This window comes from Dysgonomonas sp. GY617, assembly GCF_015233815.1.
GTDB lineage: Bacteria > Bacteroidota > Bacteroidia > Bacteroidales > Dysgonomonadaceae > Dysgonomonas_A.
In genome coordinates, this window is the sequence record NZ_JADCLR010000001.1 from 729,607 (window position 1) to 750,280 (window position 20,674).

Sequence of the window (20,674 nt, forward strand, 5' to 3'; positions counted from 1 at the left end):
TTTGATTATCTTACTTCAGCTTTTCCAGAATTTCGTCCACAGCTTTTGCTAAGCCATCCGAGTTTTTGCCACCTGCCGTAGCAAAGTGAGGTTGACCGCCACCGCCACCTTGTATGTTTTTGGCAGCTTCGCGTACTATTGTTGATGCATTTAAGCCATGTGCAACAAGATCGTCCGATAGCATAAACGTTAGATTAGGCTTATCGTCTATGTCGGTTGCTCCAATGAATGCAGCGTGTTCGGGGAATTGTCCTCTGATTTGGAATGCAATATCTTTTACAATCTCAGCAGGGAAATGTCCTCTCAATGTGAATATTTCGATGCCGTTAACAATCTGTCTGCTTTTGATGATAGAGTCTTTTACTTGAACGGCTTTTTCTTTCATGAACTCTTCGATGCGTTTTCTCATTTCTGCACTTTCGCTGAAGAATTTTTGGAATGCCTGAGTCAAGTTTGGAGCATTGTGCATCAAAGCTTTTAGCTCTGCAATAATATCTTGTTGAGCATAGAAATACTCTTCGCATGCTTCGGCAGTAATTGCTTCTATACGTCTTATTCCTGCTGCAATAGAACTCTCGTTGATAATGCGGAAAGAACCGATTCTTCCGGTTGATGAAATGTGAGTACCACCACATAGTTCAACTGAATCACCAAAACGTATTACACGAACTTCGTCACCGTATTTTTCACCGAACAGAGCCATCGCTCCCATTGAGTGAGCTTCTGAGATTGGAATGTTTCGAGCTTCTTTTAGTGCGATGTTTTCTCTTATCTTAGAAGTTACAAAGCGTTCTACTTTGCGAATCTCTTCATCTGTGAGTTTTTGGAAATGAGAGAAGTCAAATCTTAGAACTGATGGTGATACAAAAGATCCCTTTTGTTCTACATGTGTACCTAATATCTCACGCAAACCTTCGTGCAAAAGGTGAGTTGCAGTATGGTTACATTCTACAGCCGTACGTCTTTCGGTATTGATGCGAGCCACAAAATGAGCCGTAACATCTTTAGGTAATTTCTTGGTGATGTGTTCAGCCAGATTGTTTTCACGCTTAGTGTCAATTATCTCGATTGTTTCATCATCATCAATTAACCACCCGGTATCGCCAACCTGTCCACCCATTTCTGAATAGAAGGGAGTGCGATCGAGCACTATTTGGTAAAATTCGTTGTTCTTTTGTTTAATTTGGCGATAGCGAAGTATTTCTGCTTCACATTGAGTATAATCGTATCCGATAAATTCAGGCTCACCTTCACGTATGATAATCCAATCGCCTGTTTCTACAGCCGCAGCATTACGTGCACGGTCTTTTTGTTTCTGCATTTCGGCTTTAAATCCTTCTTCATCGACACTCATATTGTTTTCGCGCAATATAAGCTCGGTTAAATCAAGAGGGAATCCGTATGTGTCGTATAATGTAAAGGCATCAAGACCTTTTAATATTGTTGAGTTATTTGCTCTAGTTTCAGCTATTTGCTTGTCTAGTAGTTTTATACCTGTATCTAAAGTACGTAGGAAAGATTCCTCTTCTTCCTGTATATCTCTGATGATTAAGGTCTTTTGCTGATATAGCTCAGGATAAGCCTCACTCATCGATTCGATAAGGGTAGGAATCAACTTATACATGAATGCTTTTTGCTGATTGAGGAATGTGTAGCCATAACGAACTGCACGACGAAGAATACGACGAATTACGTATCCAGCTTTTGCGTTCGACGGTAATTGTCCATCAGCAATAGAGAAAGCAATTGTACGAATGTGGTCGGCAATAACACGCATTGCTATGTCCTTTTTCTCGTCTTCTCCGTAAGTGCTATTAGTTAATTCACCAATAGCTTTGATTAGGGGTTGGAATACATCAGTATCGTAGTTCGACGTTTTACCTTGAACAGCCATACAAAGACGCTCGAATCCCATACCTGTATCTATTACTTTAGCAGGAAGCTCTTCAAGCGACTTATCTGCTTTGCGGTTGAATTGCATGAAAACAAGGTTCCAGATTTCGATAACGTCCGGATCTTTATTTACTAACAATGCTCCGTCTACTTTAGCACGCTCTTCATCTGAACGTATATCTATGTGTATTTCTGAGCAAGGACCACAGGGACCCGTGTCTCCCATTTCCCAGAAGTTATCCTTTTTGTTTCCGTTAATGATTCTCTCTTTTGGTAGATATTGAAGCCAGAAGTCGGCTGCTTCATCATCGCGAGAAAGTCCGTCTTCGGGTGCTCCCTCAAATACGGTTACATATAGTCTTTCTTTATCAAGTTTTAAAACTTCGGTCAGATATTCCCATGCCCATGCAATAGCTTCTTCTTTGAAATAATCGCCAAATGACCAGTTACCAAGCATTTCGAACATTGTATGGTGATACGTGTCGTGTCCTACTTCTTCCAAGTCATTATGTTTTCCGCTTACGCGTAAACATTTTTGAGAATCCGCCACTCTTGGATATTTAATAGGTGTATTGCCCAGAATGATGTCTTTAAATTGATTCATACCGGCATTGGTAAACATCAATGTGGGATCGTCTTTAATCACCATAGGGGCTGAAGAAACAATTTGATGTCCTTTAGACCTAAAAAATTCTTTGAACGAATTACGGATTTCTTTAGAAGTCATGATATTTATAACTATGTATTTTGTTTTACAGATTCTTAATAAATAATAGCTTGCAAAAATAAGCTAAAAACTTTACTTTTGTGCCCATCTCAACGAATAAAATTGAGGTGACTTGATCTTAAAGAATGGCAAAAAAGGTATTTTATATATATAATCCGCAATCGCTGACCTATGAGCGAGTGTATCCGAGCCTGGGAAAAAAAATATTTATTATCATTCGTAATCTTTTGGGAGGAATAATCTTAGGAGCTTTAGGTTTCTGGGCTTTAATGTATTATGTGCTGGATTCTCCTAAAGAAATGGAATTGAAGAAAGAGAATAGACTGATACGCACACAATATAATGTATTGTCCAAAAGAATGGATAATGTATCCGAAGTGTTAAAGGATATCCAACAACGAGATGATAATATGTATAGGGCTATATTCCATGCAGAGCCTATTGCTTCTGCTATACGTAATTCTACTGCCGGAGGAATCGGGCGGTATGATTATTTGATGGAATTATCGAATCCTGACTTGATTGTTCAAACATCGAAGAAGATAGATTTAATATCGAAACAATTATATGTGCAGTCGAAATCTTTTGATGAAATACTCGATTTGTCGAGACAGCAAAAAGATCGTTTGCAGCACATACCAAGCATACAGCCTGTTGCAAATAAAGATTTGTCGCGTGTAGCTTCGGGTTATGGTACTCGTATCGACCCTGTTTATGGTACACTGAGATTCCACGCCGGTATGGACTTTACGGCTAAGGAGGGTACAGATATTTATGCTACGGGAGATGGAGTTGTTACTTGGGCAGAGTGGCGTCAAGGTTATGGTAATTGTATCATAATAGATCACGGCTATGGTTTCGAAACTTTGTATGGTCATATGAGCTCGTATGTAGCTAAACGTGGTCAGAAGGTTAAACGTGGTGAGCTTATTGGTAAGATTGGTAGTACGGGTAAATCAACAGGACCTCACTTACACTATGAGGTACATGTGAAAGGTAAGCCTGATAACCCTGCGAAATACTACTTTATGGACTTAACTCCTGAAGAATATGATAAGATGTTACAGATTGCTGCTAACCATGGTCAGGTAATGGATTAAGATTGTAAATCTTTTTTATTACTTTGGTAAGCGTAATTGCAATAAGTAGTGATAGCTGTAAAATGCAGCAGTAAATATTTCACAATACTTAATTTTGTTTGTTGGAGTATGATAGACTTTAGTAACAGTAAGAAATTGTATTTTACCATAAAAGAGGTAGCAAATCACTTTGGTGTGAATGAATCGCTTCTTCGTTTCTGGGAAACCGAGTTCAAGGAAATCAAACCTCGTAAAACTCCGGGAGGTGTGCGTCAGTACACTCGGGAAGATATTGAAGCCATTGAATTGGTTTATTCATTGGTTAAAAATAAGGGGTTAACTTTGGAGGGGGCACGCCAGACGCTTAAATTGAAGAAGGATGAGGAAACTCGCCGTATAGATCTGATTCACCGTTTGGAAGATATAAAGAAAGAGCTAAATGACTTGAAAGAGGGATTAGAGAGTATATAGTTAAGGTTTTACACCTTTTATGATAATATAAGTAAGCAGTGGAAATGGAAATTTCTGCTGCTTTTCTTTTTTAGAAAAAAAAGAGTTGGTTTTTGTTGCAGAATTCAAAATAAAGAACCTACTTTGTAATTCAAAGTGAAAAGTATATGGATCGCAATATGGATGATTTAAGATATATCCGTTCTACTATGGAACGTTCTACCAAATTCCTTTCATTGAGCGGAATTTCGGGAGTAATAGCAGGTTTAGTAGCCTTATGTGGCGCTTATCTTGCTTATCTTATAATGAAAGGCTCTTTTACTCTTACAGGCATTTTGTTATTTGATCTTTTTATTCTAGCTACTATTGTTTTAGTTGTGGCATGTTCAGCAGGCATATATTTTTCTGCAAGGAAGGCTAAAAAGATAGGAGCCAAGTTTTGGACTCAGGTAACCGTCCAATTAATTAAGGATGCAGGAGTTCCCCTTGTTGTAGGAGGTTTGTTCAGTCTGATATTGGTATATCAAGGCTATTTTGGGATGACAGCGTCTGCAATGCTTATCTTTTATGGAATTGCGTTGATTAATGCTGGAGCGAGAACATATCGCGATATTAAAATATTGGGAGCTTGCGAAATTGTATTAGGTTTATTGGCGGGCGTATTTATCGGAAATGGTCTGTTATTGTGGGCAATTGGATTTGGTGTACTGCATATTGTATATGGCATTGTGATGTACATGAAATATGATGCTAAATCAGATAAAGCTAATGGATAATGAAAGATATAATATCAGGTCTAAATAAGATATTTGATAGTCGGGTACGCTTGGGTATTATGTCGGTGTTGGTGGTTAATGATAGTGTTGATTTCAATACAATGAAAGAATTGCTCGAAGTAACCGATGGTAATCTGGCAAGTCATCTTAAGGCTTTGGAGAAAGAAGAAGTAATAGTTGTAAAGAAGCAGTTTGTGGGACGGAAACCTAATACCTCGTATAGTGTTACCGACCAAGGTAGAAAACTATTTCAGGAACATATTGACGCACTCGAAAAACTAATTAATCCTTTAACATAAAAATTTTTTACTTATAAACTTTGAAATTCAAAGTTCTTTTAAAATAGAAAGAAATGGAAACAACAAAGAATTTTTTCAAGAATCAGGCTTTAACTACAAAAATTGTAATAGTAGTTATATTGACTTTATTGATGCTAATCCCAATCGGAATGGTGAGGTCTCTCATTACAGAGCGTGAAGATAATAAAGTGGCAGAACAAACGGAGATGAGTGATAGGTGGGGTGGTAGACAATTGTTAACGGGGCCGGTTTTGGTGCTTCCGTATAAACAGAGTTTAGCCGTTGGAAGTGCAGCTCCAAGTTTTGTGTATTGTTTACCCGAAGAATATAATGTGACGGGGGATATTAAGCCCGAGGAACGAACTAGAGGAATACAGAAGATTCTGAGTTATCAATCTACGATGCATTTCGAGGGAAAATTTATATTTCCAGACTATAAGAGTTTAGATCTCAATGAGGCTCTTATTCAGTGGGATGAAGCATATATTGTTATGGGGATATCTAACCTTCAAGGGGTGAAAAATAAGATTATGTTTAATATAAACGGACATCCTCAGGAGATTTTAGCAAATGTAGCAGATAACGATTTAATAAGGTCGGGTGTGATGATTAGAATGCCTTTGGCTGCTGCTGACATGGGGAAAAGTTACAATTTTGATTTCGATCTGGTACTTAATGGCACCGATGGGCTGCATTTTCTTCCCGTAGGAAAGCAAACAAACGTGCATCTTAATTCTACATGGAAATCCGTAGCATACACGGGTGATTATGTGCCTACTGAAAAGGCAGATGTAAAAGAGGGTATTGATGCTCAGTGGAACATATTTGATTATAATAGAAGCTATACTCAGATGTGGGTGGGTAAAAACGATTCATTTGGTAGCACTAAGTTGGGTTTAGATCTATTATTACCTATCGATCATTATCAGAAAACGATGCGTGCCGTAAAGTATGCCATCATGTTTATAGCTCTTACTTTTCTTGTGTTTTTTATGGTTGAGATATTGAGTAAGAAACGAATACATCCTGTTCAATACTTATTGGTTAGTTTTGCTCTGGTCTTGTTTTATAGTCTCTTGCTGGCGTTGTCAGAACATATTGGTTTTGATTGGTCGTATCTGGTTTCAGCATTGGCTATCGTTATGCTTATTACGGCATATTCTCACTCTATATTTAAATCGAGAAAGCAGACTTTATTTATGGGGTTGTTTTTAAGTGCATTGTATATATTCTTATATGTGGTTATTCAATTAGAGGATATGGCACTCTTATTAGGTAGTATCGGATTGTTTGTAGCTTTGGCTATTGTGATGTTTGTTTCACGGAATATCAATTGGTATAAAGATGATGAGAGGATAGACAAATCTTTGGATTAAAGGTGTTATATAAATAAAGAGAGTCGGACTATTTAGTCCGACTCTCTTTTTATGTAGATGCTTTAGTAAATGTTTGAAGTTATTATTCTTTTACGAATACAATCATATCTGAGAATTGTTTGATTATTTCTGCATACGAATACTTGAGACGCACATAGTCTTTAGCATCATATAGATTGGTATTGAAGAAATAGCCTGCTGTGACTTCTATTTTATTATCTGTTACCTTAGTTGAATATTTGATAGACATTAAGCGACTATCATGTTTTAGTTCTTTAGGTAAATATTCAACTTTATATCCTTTAGGAATTTCAACTTCCGATGTATAATCTGCATTGCGCAGATATATTAGGTCGATAGGAAGTGTACGGGTTTCTTGCTTAAATATGTTTTCTGAAACTGACAAGTTGCAGAAAGGGCTTATGAATAACTTATCTGATGCTTTTTCGAATCCTGTACTTGACTGAAAGGAGAAGCTGAAAGGTTTGTTCAGCTCTTTGTAATCGTTTGTGATCAGACTATCTTCAATATTTACATTGTTGTTTTTCTTAAAGTAGTTAACTAAGTTATCATCTTTACCCTCATATATATTACGGAACTGATAGGCATCTTGCCCCGACAGTGTATATTTTATATTTATATCTAGAGTTTGTTGGTCAGGGTTAATTTTTACCTTGAATGCTTTACTTGTGCGGGCAACCTCTTTTTGTGTTGTAATAACCCATTCTTCGTTTTTTGGCTTGACAACCAATGCTTCAACATTGGTGCAGCGGGTAGGTAATTCATCAAAATAACGCAAAGGTTCGGTTGCATCTATAAAATAGGTTTTTCCATCTATTTCTACTTGTGCAATTACGTAATTGAGAAACTGTTGAAACGGGTGACTTTTACTTACTCCTCCATGATTACGGGTGCTCAAGACAAGAGGATTAACATTTATGTTTGCAGCTTTAAGAAGACCTATAAGATATAGGTTGATGTTTGCAGAGTTGCCACTTTTAGATTTTAGAAAATCGGATAATTTGTCTTCTGCAAACTTGTTGTTTACATCATTCCACTTGTACATAGATTTTACATACTGAGTGATTTCTATGGTTTGGTCAAGCTGCGACTTGCTGTCAAGGTTTAGTGTTGGCAGTAGTTTTTTACCTTCTTTCTCACTATTCTTTATATATTTTCCAAAGTTATCTTTTTTCAAAAAGTCATCACAAAGAGCAGGCCATGTTGATATATAGTTTTGACTACTTCCGCTGGCGAAATAAATCTTCGATACCTGAAAGTTTATACTTATCATATAATCTTCTTCGGCACTGATAAATTCTTCGTCTCTAAAAGCAGGAAGATCTTTCATTCCAAATGTGTAAATTTTTTCTTGGTATAACAGTGACCCAAAGTGTATGTCATGATTTTTTGTAACAGAATCAAATTCGTGAAACTCTTTAGTACCTCGCATTATATAAGTGTATTCATAATAAGGTATTGCTTTGTAAATAAGCTGACTGTGTATGACGGGTATTTTCTTTTGAAAAGCCCATGTACCCATGTTAAAGAAAAAAGGAGTAATAATATGGTATTTAAACTCTATAACGGAACCTTCTCTAACATCTGGGAGTGCTATCTTTTTTACTGAAAGATCGTTGTCGATCTTCTCTTCGAATATCTTCTTAGGGTCGAGGTTCGTTTTTGTAGGCTTGCCATTTTCCAGATTATATACTGTAGCCTCTATATCTATTACCGATTCGCCGTTTCTACTATCTGTGTAGAAAGGAATTTCTATTTTAGCATACTCTGTTCCGGCAGCTTTCAGTACTTTAATTTTGGTTCTTCTCTCTTTATGAAGAAGGAAGCCGCGATTATCGTCTCCTTGAAAATAATTAGTACCAATCTCGTATATAACTACGGCTTCGGCTTCGGGATCGGGCGCGTATTCAGTCATCGAGATTTCGTGCTGCGTAACTTTGCCATATTCTTCCGAGTATTTTTCCTGAGCATTGCTGATGAGTGGAACTATAACCACAAGAACACATAGGACTAGTGTTTTCATTGTACTTCGATATAATAATTTTTTATTTCAATATTTCTAAGTTGCTGGATAAATTCCTGGAATTTCCCGTATTCGGATAATGCATAATTACCGGCTTTTATAAGTATCGATTTTTGAACCAAAAGTTGATTGTCTTTTGCCTCGAACTGTAAACGATAATGTCCGTAGGGAGTTATTATCTGTATGTTTGATGGTATTTTATTTATAGTAGTATTCGGAATCTCATAAATCAAACTATCTTCATAGTATTCAGGGAGATCTATTTGTAAGTCTTGAGTCCTTTTGTCTGCATTCTCGTAATAGGGTATTTTTAGAGAATAGGGAGTTATGGATATATTATTTCCGAATTTTTTATAAATGTTGTGCATTTTAGATTCGATCTGCAATTGTATTTTAGCACTATCACGGGGGGCTTTTATGAAGTTGAAATTGATTAGATCGAACGATCCTTGAAGTATATTATTACGGATATATTTGTCAACCGTGTTTTTGTTGATGTTTGTAGATATGTAATTAGCAGCTTCGTATTCTTCCCCTTGTAGGGTTATTAGAATTTCAGTTCTAGCCGAATTATCATTGTTTAATCGGCTTATTATATTGCGGCTGCATAACACATCTTGCGGACTGTGGGCAGGAATTGTAATGAGTTGGCTATTGTTCTCAGATACATATAATGCTTTTCTGTTTTGAATAGATGCATGAACATATCCAAAAGGGAGGTTATTGGTCGTACATTCTAAAAACGTAGTGTCATTGCTAAATGGAATAGTAAGTATGGCGTGATTGAAGGTTTGAGAGGCAAAGTCAGGGTCGATGTCTTCCACTCGGTCATCCGAGTTGATGAGGGTATAATATGATTTTATTCCTGCGTATTTGAGTATTGCCTGCATGTAATTTGTCAGAGCTTTGCAGTCTCCGTATCGGTTGGTTGCAACGTATTCTGCCGAATGTGTTTGCAATCCACCTACATTTAATTTTACATTGATATAGCGATTGTAATCCTGTAAATAGCGGTATAGTATCTTTGCTTTTTCTTTGTCATCTTTTACATCCTTGAGAAGTTCATCTATTTTCTTTGTTTCGGATTCGGGTAAAATATCTTTACCTGCGTTTAATCGATATATCCAATTTCCGAAGGTTTGCCAATTTTCGCAATTTCCGCTTACTCCATATATAAAGTTGAGAGGTACAATTTCTAATAAAGGAGCCTTGCTGTTATTAATAGATGCGTTGACTTCTCTGGTTAAGGGTTCGTAGCTAAACTGCCAGATATAGCGTGTTGTTTTAGCCGCTGTTTCTATTTTAGGTGTATCAATATTTCTCTGCCTGTATTTTATAGGTTGGTTTTCGGGTGTTTCAACTATAACTATCGAATTATTTGTTTTCCGACTTCTGTTTCTGTAATCGTAAGATGCTATCTGGAAGAATTTGTTTAAAGTAATTTTATAGGAGTATACAATTTTGTATGGGTATTGATTATGTTTTAATTCAAATTCTTTTACAAAATCATCTTCATAGAGTGATATATGTGAAATAGAACTCCTATCTAATATTTCTTTACTTTTTAGTTTTCTAATGATATTGCCAGACATGTCCTCAATCCACGCATCTCCAATGGAGAGTTTATCTCCTTTCGAGTAAGGTATTCGTATTTCGGCATCACTGTCTCCGTCTCTATTGTTTATCTGGATGGTAGTGGTGTCACTAATTATTAATTTACCGTCTTTTACTTGTCGATGAGAAATGTAATTAATAATTTCACTTGAAAAAACGTCATCATCCGCATTTATATTGATAAATGGTAATAGAAGAAATAAGGCTAAAATAAACCGCATGTAAACAAAGATTAAGTAAGTAAGAATTTTTTCTGATTCTATCAATGTTATAGCAAATAGTTGTCGTAGTACTCAGCTAAACTGTAAATAGATTCTGAAATCTTAAAATTTGTTACAAATATACTCTTTATCGTAATATTATATCGATTGTAAAAAGAAAAAGTTTGCCCATCCAAAGGATAAGGGCAAACTTTTATGTCTAGTTGTCACTACTTAAATTAGAAATTCCATTTAAGTGGCTCGAAGTATGCTTGTGGGTGTAAACATGCAGGGCATTGTTTTGGTGCAGTTTTGCTTTTGATTACAAATCCGCAATTGATACATTGCCATTCGATAGGTTCTTCACGCATAAATACTTCTCCGCTTTCTACTCTAGCTAAAAGAGCTTTGTAACGGTCTTCGTGCATGTTTTCAACCTTAGCAATCATGCGGTACATAACAGCTATTTGTTTGAAACCTTCAGCTTCTGCAATATCAGCAAATTTAGGGTATTCTGATGCCCATTCGTCATGCTCTCCAGCAGCAGCTTCAATTAGATTCTCAGCGGTTGTACCGATTCTTCCTGCAGGATAAGAGGCAGTGATTTCTACCATTCCACCTTCAAGATATTTGAACATACGTTCAGCATGTTCTTTTTCTTGTTCGGCAGTTTCCATAAAAATGGCTGCTATTTGCTCAAATCCTTCGTTTTTAGCTGCTTTTGCAAACATAGTGTAACGCATTCTTGCTTGAGACTCACCTGCAAATGAGGTTAAAAGACATTTTTCGGTTTCTGTACCTTTGATACTTTTTTCCATGATTCTTGATAGTTTAATTTATTTAGTTGATCTGTTGTGTCTCTTATTTAAGGCGTACAGTTAGTATTATGATATTATCAATTATCATAAACATTCTTGGATCTTTCTAGTTGATACTTACAAATTTACCAATTTAGCATGGAACAAAAAAGTATGTTTTTTATATTGGAAAGTATGTTTTCTTGGAGAGAAAAATAAGTCCTACTCATTCAGGCGATTAGCAGGACTTAAGTGTTTCTATTTTAGAGCTAATTTATAATAGTTCTAAGTTAAGCCTTGAGAGCTTTATTTCTCAGAGATGTCTGTGAATGGTAGTCATATATGTCATCTTTTTATTGAATTTTTTTACTCTCTTTTAGTATTAATCTATATCCAAAAATGATGATATGAATTGTGCCTAATACTATTGCAAAGCCTGTCAATGTTTTGTCTTGGTCTAGCCCTATTGCGTATTGATGCCATACCGAAATAATAATCAATACAGCGGATAAGGCAATGCTGGATAGATTGAGGATGTTATTCTCTCTATCACTGAATATCTCTTTGTTTCTATTCGCATTCTTACGCCCATACCATGTGTATATGTCGAGTCCTATGATCATCCATACGATTAAACGAATCCATGTATCGAAAGGAGGGAATACCATCATGAAGAGGCAGGTGATAATACCTAAAATAGGAATTAGAGGAACTAAAGGTGTTCTGGATCCACGGGGTGCATCGGGCATCGTTTTACGCATAACAAGTATTCCTGTACATACAATAATGAAGGCTAAGAGAGTACCTATACTTGTCATTTCACCTGCAACACGAGCAGGTACAAACGCTGCAAATGCACTTACTAATACAAGAAACAGTAGATTGCTGTTTACGGGTGTGCGATATTTGGGATGAACTTTAGAAAATGCCGATGGTAACAGTTTATCCTTGCTCATACTGTAAAAGACACGGCTTTGTCCTAAGAGCATTACTAATATAACTGACGAGTATCCTGCTAATATGGCTATCGATATGGCTTTGTTTAGCCATGGATAGGCAGGTTGAAATACTCCGTTTGCATCTACACTACCCATATGATCTATGGCTACCGATACAGGAGCAATTCCATCTTGCCCTTTGAAGCTGAGGTAGGGTGCTACCCCTGTCATAACATGGGCAAACAAGATATATAGAATGGTACATATGAGTAGTGACCCTAGTATTCCTATTGGCATATTTTTCTTCGGGTTTTTGGTTTCCTGAGCAGCTGTGCTCACTGCGTCGAAACCGATGAAGGCAAAGAAAACAATGGCTGCAGCGCGGATAATACCGCTGAAACCGTATTCTCCGAAAGTCCCTGTATTTTCGGGGATGTAAGGAGTGTAGTTTTCGCTATTGATATATTTCCAGCCTACTATGATGAATACAAGTACAATAATTACTTTAAGAATTACTATGATCGTATTTATGGTTGAGCTTCTTCCCGTGCCTCTGATGAGTATAAAGCTCATTATGATAACTATAAAAGCAGCGGGTAAATTTACGATACCACCATCCCAAGGGCAGGAGGTGAGTTCGGGAGGTAAGAATGTACCTATGTCTTCGAGTAGTTTTACAAAGTAGCGGCTCCAACTTATACTAACGGTGGCTGATGCAACAGCATATTCAAGAACAAGATCCCAGCCTATGATCCATGCAATGAATTGTCCCATAGTAGCATATGAATAGGTATATGCGCTGCCGGCAACGGGTATCATGGATGCAAATTCAGCATAACACAACCCTGCAAAACAGCACCCTACGGCGGCTATAATAAATGATATGGTGATGGCTGATCCTGCATGGTCGGCTGCGGCATTACCTGTTACCGAAAAAAGCCCTGCTCCAATAATGGCTCCTATTCCCAATGCTATGAGTTTCCATGGGCCAAGTGTCTTTTTGAGCGTGTGTTGACCTCTGTCATCGGCTTCATTAACGAGTGTACTAATAGATTTCTTAATAAACAGGCTCATAATTAATATAATATAAGTAACAACAACTGTTTCTTTTTCTCTGTTTTATAATTCTGACGAATAGCTCGGTTATACCTCGTTATGGAATGAAAGGTTTGAAACCTTCATTCTTTACAGTTGTGGATGTAATGAGTCCTATTAACTCCTTTATTATCAAATAGCTCATAAGGAGAGGTGCATTCCTATTGAACTTTGCTCTCCGTTTTCTGTTATAATAGATAGATTGATACAAAGATGAAGATTGTAGGATAAAACACCAATACCATTAATGTGGTATATTATTAGGTTCCGAAAAGAGTATTAAATATAGGTTAAGTGGGTATCTAAATCTCAATTTTTGATCTGCGTAAAGCTAGTTTATTCATATTTATTTTTTACTTTTGTATTAAAGAATAAATATTCTATCAATAATTATTATAATAAAATTAAAACAATGGTAAGTTACAAAGAATTAGGTCTTGTTAACACAAGAGACATGTTCGCAAAAGCAGTAAAAGGCGGATATGCAATTCCTGCGTTCAATGTTAATAATATGGAGCAGTTGCAGGCTATCGTTCAAGCTGCAGCTGAAACAAAATCGCCAGTTATCGTTCAGGCGTCTAAAGGAGCACGTCAGTACGCTAACCCTATTTTATTGCGTTACATGCTTCAAGGAGCTGTTGAGTACGCTAAAAGTTTAGGTTGGGAAAATCCTCAAATCGTACTTCACCTTGACCATGGTGATACTTTCGAAACTTGTAAAGACTGTATCGATTCAGGTTTCTCTTCAGTAATGATCGATGGTTCACACCTTCCATATGACGAAAACGTTGCTCTTACTAAAAGAGTAGTAGAATACGCTCACCAATTTGACGTAACTGTTGAAGGCGAACTAGGTATTTTAGCAGGTGTTGAAGATGATGTTGTTGCAGAACACCATACATATACAAAACCAGAAGAAGTTGTTGACTTTGTTTCTAAAACAGGTTGTGACTCTTTAGCTATTTCAATTGGTACTTCTCACGGAGCTAACAAGTTTACTCCTGCACAATGTACTAAAGATGCTAATGGTGTATTAATTCCACCTCCCTTACGTTTTGATGTATTAGAAGCTTGTGAAAAAGAACTTCCAGGTTTCCCTATCGTATTACACGGTGCATCTTCAGTTCCACAAGATCAAGTTGCTCTTATCAACAAATACGGTGGTGCATTGAAAGATACTATCGGTATTCCAGAAGAACAATTGCGTAAAGCTGCTGCTTCTGCTGTATGTAAAATCAATATCGATTCAGATAGCCGTCTAGCTTTGACTGCTGCTGTTCGTGAAGTTTTTGCAACTAAACCAGAAGAATTCGATCCACGTAAATATCTTGGACCAGCTCGTGATAACATGAAGAAATTGTACAAACACAAAATCGAGGCTGTACTAGGTAGTGCAGGTAAAGCATAATTGTAGAAGTACATTTAAAATAGAGAAAGGGTTTCAAATTTATTTGAAACCCTTTCATTTTTTAGGTACGGTCTTAATTGGAGTGTTTGTTGTTCTTTATTTCTTTTGTCAAACTAGGCAGTTATAGCGTATGCAGACTTTTACCAACCCCATGCGATTTATATTGCTTTTTAATATATCCTGAGGCGGATATATAGGGTTATGACTACGAAGACTTATGTAATCGTCTCCTATATCTGATTTATGTATGTATTTTAAAGTAAGATAATTTTCGTCCTCTTGTCTCGATATGTCCATCACATACATTTCTCCCCAATATATATTACTTACATCTGTAACTCTTTTGTAGCATACAATATCACCTGTTCTTAATATAGGATACATAGTATCCGTGTGAATGTATAAGGCGGCATCACAATTGGGCATGTGGGGTATCAATAATGCCGACTCGGCATCTTTAGGTCCACTATAAACGGGATGGCTCGAATTTGTTATAGCATCCAAAGTATACACAGGAACAGGAGGGAATTCGTTGTAGCTTTGTGACTCGAAACTGTCAATGGTTCCTTTGCCGTGAACCAGTCCTTTCTTTAACATATTTCCTTTTCCGGTTATTAACCATACTAAGTCTATTTCGGGATATGTCTGGATTATTTTCTCGAGTAGTATATCTGAAACGCTGGCTTTTAACTTGTCTTTGTCGAGAAAACCCCGTTTGATATCGGTCTCGTTTAAGAATACGGTTTTGCTTATTCCTTTATAGTCAATAAATTGAAGTACTCTGTCTTTAGTTGTTAAATGCATACGGGAGTTCTCATTTTATTTAGTTGTGGTATTAACATCTCGACAAAATTAGTAAAAAATAATCAAACTATAAAATGAGGACTGTTTCATTTGTTAACGTCTATTATCGCTGTGGCTACTCTTTTTTTAGTTGTTTTTGCTTGTGTGTGGAGTTTATTTTATCTTTATTATCTATTTATTATTTTTTTTATTGATTTGTTTGCGAATAAATGAGTAGTTTTTTTTGTTGTTATGTGTCTTGTTTATAGTTGTTTATGTTGATTATTATTGTAGGTAGTATATTTAATACTGTGAGATTTACTAAAAATATTGTATTGTTATGCGAAAAAGTTTATATTTGTAACAGAAGGGGAGAAAATTATAGTAATAAAATATTTTTTTTGAGCTTTTATAGTCCTGGAATCTTTTAAAAGAGATGTTTTTTTGACTATGATTGGTGTATATCTTGTGTTTTAACTACTAAAAAAGTAGTTTTTAGGAGATGTAGATTATCTTAATATGAGTGTGTAAGAATAGCTCTAAAAAATATATATAGTATTTAGTAGTAAATAAAGGTGGTTGTGTGGTAAATGATTCTATCGTCGTTGTTTTAAAATATAATTTACCAAAGCATAACTATGTACGCAGCGGGGTGTAGTGATTACACTCTGCTGTTTCTTTCTTTAGAATAATCAAAAGTGTTCTTTTTTCATTAATAATCAAGTCCTATATTAATAGGGATGTTATCTACAAAAAAGAGGTAGCTATTTTAGAATAGCTACCTCTTTGATTTTTTTCAGGAATATAATAATTATATCTCCTCCTCTTCGTCGTACTTCTGAAATAGGAAGTCGTTGTAAGGATAACGTTCTATATGAATTTCTTTAATTCGGTCATATAACATTTGCTTCAACTCATCAACATTAGTTTTGTTGGTAGCCGATATAAATATGCAATTGTTGTTTAGCTTAGCCATCCATGTTTTGCGTAATTCTTCTAGCGAGATATTTTCTCGTGTTGCGGGCATTAAATCGTCTTCGTCCTTTTTTACGTAGGTAAATGCGTCTATTTTATTGAAAACAAGAATTGTATTTTTTTCCTCACCATCTATTTCCAGAAGAGTTTTTTCTACAATCTCTATTTGTTCCTCAAAATTAGGATGCGATATATCTACTACGTGTACAAGAAGATCGGCTTCGCGTACTTCATCGAGTGTCGATTTAAACGACTCTACCAAGTGAGTAGGCAGCTTGCGAATAAATCCAACTGTATCAGATAACAAGAAGGGAAGATTATCTATGATAACCTTACGTACCGTTGTATCTAGTGTGGCAAAGAGTTTGTTTTCTGCAAAAACTTCAGATTTACTAAGCATAGTCATCATAGTAGATTTGCCAACGTTGGTATATCCAACGAGCGCTACACGTACCATCTTGCCTCTGTTCTTACGCTGAACAATCATTTGCTTGTCTATGGATTTTAATTGCTCTTTCAAGTCGGCAATCTTATCCTGAACAATACGGCGGTCACTCTCCAACTGTGTTTCACCCACACCACGCATCATAGCACCACCACCTCGCTGTCTGTCTAAGTGAGACCACATACGAGTCAAACGAGGTAGGAGGTATTGATACTGCGCCAACTCTACCTGAGTTTTTGCATATGCGGTTTGGGCACGCATGGCAAAAATGTCTAGAATAAGACTGGTTCTGTCCAGAATCTTAACTTGTAGTTCCTGCTCAATGTTGCGAATTTGTTTTGCCGAAAGTTCGTCATCGAAAATTACCAATCCGATTTCGTTTTCTTCCATATATTGCTTTATCTCTTGTAGCTTTCCTGTTCCTACAAAAGTTACGGCATTTGCATGTTCTAGTTTTTGTGTAAATTTCTTCACTGGTTCGGCTCCTGCGGTCTCAGCCAAAAACGCCAATTCGTCCAAGTACTCGTTTACTTGTTCTTCGGTTTGTTGTTGTGTGATAAGACCTACCAGAATCGCCTTTTGATTCTTTACACTTAATATCATTGAATCGATCATCTATCTTACTTAATTTACGTGGTTAATTGACTGTTTTTATTGTGTGATATTTTCATATCTAAAGCTGTGTAGCGACAAGATTCGCATCTTATCCTTGTGTAATCGCTTGGGTGGATTACTTCTACTAAATTGGAAAATTAAACTTCATTGTCAATTATTATTAGTGAATACAGTTTGCAAAGGTAGTAAAAAGATAATATACCTTGAACTATTATTTGATAACTATGCTGTTAGTAGTTTTCATTTTTTTTTAGATTACATATAATAGTTGATCTTGATTGAAGGTTTATTATATTATCAATTATTTTTCTTGTGGCTTAAAAATAACAGGAATCAACCATGCTTGTTGATAGCGCTGGCCTCTTTTGTATATTACATCCCATTTGGGTATTGACTTTATTATACGAATAGCTTCTTCATCAAAAATATCATTCCTTTTTCGGGGGATATCTGCTTCGTTTATTTTGCCGTTATTATCAGAGCCTGTTATGTTGACAATTACACGAATCGGTTTTTCTATTTTTGGAAGTTTCGAGTAATCGATATTGTCTTCTATATACTTGGTTAGCAAGTTTGAATTTAGTATATATTTTGATCTTCGAGATTTAGAGTTGTCGTATATTATAGTACTTTTTAGGATACCTGCTTCGAGGTGAAATACTTTTTCGAATTCATAAATCGATTGATAAGCATCGTGTATGTAGTAAACTAAATTTCCATAGGGGTGAGGTATATCCTGATTAACCCAATCTGCAAAAACACCATTATTGGTATCTCTGTCTGTTATTACTTGTGTAATATCAAATTTAATCTCATCTCTATAAATATCCTTTAGGAATAAACTGTCGTTTCTCAATTCCCAGTAAGCGATATATCCTCGCCAGCATCCTGTGGATAAAAGAGGCAGTTCATAGAATGGATTCTTAATGTTTAAATGCTGTTGAAAATAGGTTTCAAGTGGATTCGAAAAAATAGCGAGAGTATCTCCATTGTATATTAAATAATCGGGAGCCTGTGCTGTGGAAAAAGTTTTTGTGGGATTCAATAGAAATATGACAATAGAGATTATTATTAGATAACTTTTCATGGCAGGATGTTTTTTCTATACTATTTTGATGTCCTGGATATTGTTCTTTAGAGGATAAGGTGACTTTATTTTCGTAAGTTTATGTTGATATTTTTACTCATATTTGTATTCTGTGTATATTAGGCTTTCTATTATATAGATGACAAATTAAATATAAATTCCATAAGAGATAAATATATATGACAACAGAAAATATACAATCAAAGGCAAATGCGAATGCCATATTGTTCGTTATTTGTCTTTCTTCCTCATTAGTACCCTTTATGGGGTCGGCACTAAATCTGGCATTGCCTTATATTAATGATGATTTCTCTGTAAATGCTACCTTGTCGGGTTGGATTCCTACCAGCTATATGCTTTCCACTGCTATTTTTCAGATTCCTTGTGCAAAATTGGCTGATATGATCGGACGGCGAACAGTATTCATTTGGGGGCTTATCCTCTTTATTTTATTTTCAGTCTTAAGTGGTTTGGCCTTTTCTGTTGAAAGTTTGATTGTTTATCGCTTCTTATCGGGTATTGGTAGTGCTATGATTTTTGGAACAAGTGCGGCAATTCTTATGTCGGCAATTCCTTTGCAGAAACGAGGACAAGCTTTAGGGATAAATGCAGCTACCGTTTATTTTGCTTTGGCTGCGGGACCTTTCCTTGGTGGAATACTTACTCAATATCTAGGTTGGCAGAGTATATTTTATGTCTCTGCATTCATTGCACTTCTGGTCTTGATCGGAACCTTCTTTGCTATTAAAGAGGATTGGAAAGAAGATGTAAAGCAGAAATTTGATATAACGGGTTCTATATTGTATGCTTTGGGGTTATCGGCTGTTATCTATGGTTTTGCGAGTCTACCAGATGTTTCTGGCTTTGTATTACTTGTTGTAGGAATATTGATTGTTCTGTTCTTTTCCGTTTATGAGAAAAAACAGGCTAATCCTGTGTTTAATATCAGAGTGTTTTTGGAAAATAAGGTGTTTAAGTATTCGTCCATATCGGCATTGATAAACTATTCGGCAACTTTTGCTATTTCCTTTATGCTGAGTTTATATCTACAATACGTAAGAGGGTTATCGCCTCGCGATGCTGGGCTTATTCTTATTGTGCAATCTCTTATGATGGCTGTCGTATCGTTTGCTTCGGGTAAATTGTCAGATAAAATGTCTTCCTCGTTTTTGGCGACATTGGGCATGTTTATTATCTTTGTGGGGCTGATAGGGTTGTGTTTCATAGGCGAGACTACGAATTTTTATTACATTATTGGGCTGCTTGTTTTAATTGGGTTTGGCTTCGGTGTGTTTTCTTCTCCCAATATGAATATTTTAATGAGTTCCGTAGATAAACAGTATTACGGATTTGCCTCTGCTACGGCTGGTACAATGCGATTGGTGGGGCAATCGTTGAGTATGGGTATTGCTATGATGGCTATCTCTGTGCAAATAGGAAATATTAAGTTTTCGGCTGATGTACATACCGAATTAATGTATAGTATGCGCATCACTTTTATAATTTGTTCGGTATTGTGTTTATTCGGTGTTTATGCATCTTCTGTAACCAAAAAGTAAATAAATGTGTTGTATTTTAAACGATTACTCCATCTTGCTGCTGTGTTACTACGATCAAATTCTTAATGATTAATCTCAATATGTATAATTTTTTAAGTGATTAAGTGTATATTTTTACACTTAAAATGTCGTGTGTGTAATTTTATAACTGTCAGATAAGAATACCAAATATGATGTAACCTGCAAAATAACCTAATATCTAATCATTTTGACCTAAACTTATCTAAAAATAGTAGTTGTAATTTCTCTTCAAGAGGTGAGCTACTTTATAATCATGCAATCATAATATCCTAATCTTTATTCTTGAAGGATATATTACTCTTTTCCAATAAATTCTTTTTTAAGAGACAACACTTACAATTAAGAATATTGGACTGGTAGTAGATTGCCGTTGCCTTTACCGGACCTATTAAATAGAGGTCTGATGTTTTAATCTGAAGCTATCATGTTTTTTATACTAGTTTTTAAATCTTAAAATCCGTAAGAATTATGAGAAACCCCTATGTTGATCTAC

The 20,674-nt window shown here is 35.9% G+C and carries 15 protein-coding genes; 7 read left to right on the forward strand and 8 right to left on the reverse strand.

The window, feature by feature from the left end; all coding sequences use genetic code 11:
* Positions 1 to 10: 10 nt before the first annotated feature.
* The gene (alaS, locus tag IR022_RS03130; protein WP_194202659.1) at positions 11 to 2,623 is read right to left on the reverse strand and encodes an alanine--tRNA ligase; all 2,613 of its coding nucleotides are present in this window, start codon (positions 2,621 to 2,623) and stop codon (positions 11 to 13) included.
* 122 nt (positions 2,624 to 2,745) lie between these two features.
* Between alaS and IR022_RS03135 the strand changes: the two genes are divergently transcribed.
* From IR022_RS03135 to creD, 5 genes are all read left to right on the forward strand, one after another.
* Positions 2,746 to 3,720: a M23 family metallopeptidase gene (locus IR022_RS03135; protein WP_050710030.1), complete on the forward strand. Its 975-nt coding sequence runs from the start codon at positions 2,746 to 2,748 to the stop codon at positions 3,718 to 3,720.
* A 108-nt stretch (positions 3,721 to 3,828) separates the two neighbouring features.
* Positions 3,829 to 4,170 (forward strand): MerR family transcriptional regulator, encoded by a 342-nt coding sequence (locus IR022_RS03140; RefSeq protein ID WP_050710031.1) that lies wholly within the window; start codon positions 3,829 to 3,831, stop codon positions 4,168 to 4,170.
* A 146-nt stretch (positions 4,171 to 4,316) separates the two neighbouring features.
* On the forward strand, positions 4,317 to 4,925 hold the full coding sequence (locus tag IR022_RS03145; protein ID WP_194202557.1) for a hypothetical protein: 609 nt from the start codon (positions 4,317 to 4,319) through the stop codon (positions 4,923 to 4,925).
* The gene (locus IR022_RS03150) at positions 4,925 to 5,224 is read left to right on the forward strand and encodes a winged helix-turn-helix domain-containing protein (RefSeq protein WP_050710033.1); all 300 of its coding nucleotides are present in this window, start codon (positions 4,925 to 4,927) and stop codon (positions 5,222 to 5,224) included. The genes IR022_RS03145 and IR022_RS03150 overlap by 1 nt, the downstream gene beginning before the upstream one ends.
* A gap of 53 nt (positions 5,225 to 5,277) precedes the next feature.
* Entirely contained in the window at positions 5,278 to 6,600 is a 1,323-nt protein-coding gene (creD, locus tag IR022_RS03155; protein ID WP_194202558.1) for a cell envelope integrity protein CreD, read from the forward strand.
* Between the two features lie 82 nt (positions 6,601 to 6,682).
* Here the strand turns inward: creD and IR022_RS03160 are convergent, their stop codons facing one another.
* The 4 genes from IR022_RS03160 to IR022_RS03175 all read right to left on the reverse strand — a co-directional run bounded on the left by IR022_RS03160 (position 6,683) and on the right by IR022_RS03175 (position 13,267).
* Entirely contained in the window at positions 6,683 to 8,644 is a 1,962-nt protein-coding gene (locus IR022_RS03160) for a DUF3857 domain-containing protein (protein ID WP_194202559.1), read from the reverse strand.
* Positions 8,641 to 10,479, reverse strand: coding sequence for a DUF3857 domain-containing protein (locus tag IR022_RS03165; protein WP_050710036.1), 1,839 nt, complete (start codon positions 10,477 to 10,479; stop codon positions 8,641 to 8,643). The genes IR022_RS03160 and IR022_RS03165 overlap by 4 nt, the downstream gene beginning before the upstream one ends.
* Positions 10,480 to 10,697: 218 nt before the next feature.
* Positions 10,698 to 11,276, reverse strand: coding sequence for a rubrerythrin (gene rbr, locus IR022_RS03170; protein ID WP_050710037.1), 579 nt, complete (start codon positions 11,274 to 11,276; stop codon positions 10,698 to 10,700).
* 332 nt (positions 11,277 to 11,608) lie between these two features.
* Positions 11,609 to 13,267 carry an amino acid permease gene (locus tag IR022_RS03175; RefSeq protein WP_194202560.1) on the reverse strand — a complete coding sequence of 553 codons (1,659 nt, stop codon included), beginning with the start codon at positions 13,265 to 13,267 and terminating at the stop codon, positions 11,609 to 11,611.
* A gap of 433 nt (positions 13,268 to 13,700) precedes the next feature.
* Between IR022_RS03175 and IR022_RS03180 the strand changes: the two genes are divergently transcribed.
* Positions 13,701 to 14,696 carry a class II fructose-bisphosphate aldolase gene (locus tag IR022_RS03180; protein WP_050710039.1) on the forward strand — a complete coding sequence of 332 codons (996 nt, stop codon included), beginning with the start codon at positions 13,701 to 13,703 and terminating at the stop codon, positions 14,694 to 14,696.
* Between the two features lie 108 nt (positions 14,697 to 14,804).
* Here IR022_RS03180 and IR022_RS03185 read toward each other — a convergent pair whose 3' ends face one another.
* From IR022_RS03185 to IR022_RS03195, 3 genes are all read right to left on the reverse strand, one after another.
* Positions 14,805 to 15,500 carry a helix-turn-helix transcriptional regulator gene (locus tag IR022_RS03185; RefSeq protein WP_194202561.1) on the reverse strand — a complete coding sequence of 232 codons (696 nt, stop codon included), beginning with the start codon at positions 15,498 to 15,500 and terminating at the stop codon, positions 14,805 to 14,807.
* 790 nt (positions 15,501 to 16,290) lie between these two features.
* Positions 16,291 to 17,514, reverse strand: coding sequence for a GTPase HflX (gene hflX / locus IR022_RS03190; protein WP_194202562.1), 1,224 nt, complete (start codon positions 17,512 to 17,514; stop codon positions 16,291 to 16,293).
* A 301-nt stretch (positions 17,515 to 17,815) separates the two neighbouring features.
* Positions 17,816 to 18,601 carry a hypothetical protein gene (locus IR022_RS03195; RefSeq protein ID WP_194202563.1) on the reverse strand — a complete coding sequence of 262 codons (786 nt, stop codon included), beginning with the start codon at positions 18,599 to 18,601 and terminating at the stop codon, positions 17,816 to 17,818.
* Positions 18,602 to 18,780: 179 nt separating this feature from the next.
* Here IR022_RS03195 and IR022_RS03200 point away from each other — a divergent pair, with 179 nt between their 5' ends.
* The gene (locus IR022_RS03200; protein ID WP_194202564.1) at positions 18,781 to 20,160 is read left to right on the forward strand and encodes an MFS transporter; all 1,380 of its coding nucleotides are present in this window, start codon (positions 18,781 to 18,783) and stop codon (positions 20,158 to 20,160) included.
* Positions 20,161 to 20,674: the final 514 nt, after the last annotated feature.

Coding starts and splice junctions, on each gene's coding strand:
- IR022_RS03150 (WP_050710033.1), top strand. CDS start 4,925: ATGAAAGATATAATATCAGGTCTAAATAAGATATTTGATAGTCGGGTA.
- hflX (WP_194202562.1), bottom strand. CDS start 17,514: ATGATCGATTCAATGATATTAAGTGTAAAGAATCAAAAGGCGATTCTG.
- IR022_RS03135 (WP_050710030.1), top strand. CDS start 2,746: ATGGCAAAAAAGGTATTTTATATATATAATCCGCAATCGCTGACCTAT.
- IR022_RS03195 (WP_194202563.1), bottom strand. CDS start 18,601: ATGAAAAGTTATCTAATAATAATCTCTATTGTCATATTTCTATTGAAT.
- IR022_RS03165 (WP_050710036.1), bottom strand. CDS start 10,479: ATGCGGTTTATTTTAGCCTTATTTCTTCTATTACCATTTATCAATATA.
- IR022_RS03180 (WP_050710039.1), top strand. CDS start 13,701: ATGGTAAGTTACAAAGAATTAGGTCTTGTTAACACAAGAGACATGTTC.
- IR022_RS03160 (WP_194202559.1), bottom strand. CDS start 8,644: ATGAAAACACTAGTCCTATGTGTTCTTGTGGTTATAGTTCCACTCATC.
- IR022_RS03185 (WP_194202561.1), bottom strand. CDS start 15,500: ATGCATTTAACAACTAAAGACAGAGTACTTCAATTTATTGACTATAAA.
- IR022_RS03145 (WP_194202557.1), top strand. CDS start 4,317: ATGGATCGCAATATGGATGATTTAAGATATATCCGTTCTACTATGGAA.
- creD (WP_194202558.1), top strand. CDS start 5,278: ATGGAAACAACAAAGAATTTTTTCAAGAATCAGGCTTTAACTACAAAA.
- rbr (WP_050710037.1), bottom strand. CDS start 11,276: ATGGAAAAAAGTATCAAAGGTACAGAAACCGAAAAATGTCTTTTAACC.
- IR022_RS03175 (WP_194202560.1), bottom strand. CDS start 13,267: ATGAGCCTGTTTATTAAGAAATCTATTAGTACACTCGTTAATGAAGCC.
- IR022_RS03140 (WP_050710031.1), top strand. CDS start 3,829: ATGATAGACTTTAGTAACAGTAAGAAATTGTATTTTACCATAAAAGAG.
- IR022_RS03200 (WP_194202564.1), top strand. CDS start 18,781: ATGACAACAGAAAATATACAATCAAAGGCAAATGCGAATGCCATATTG.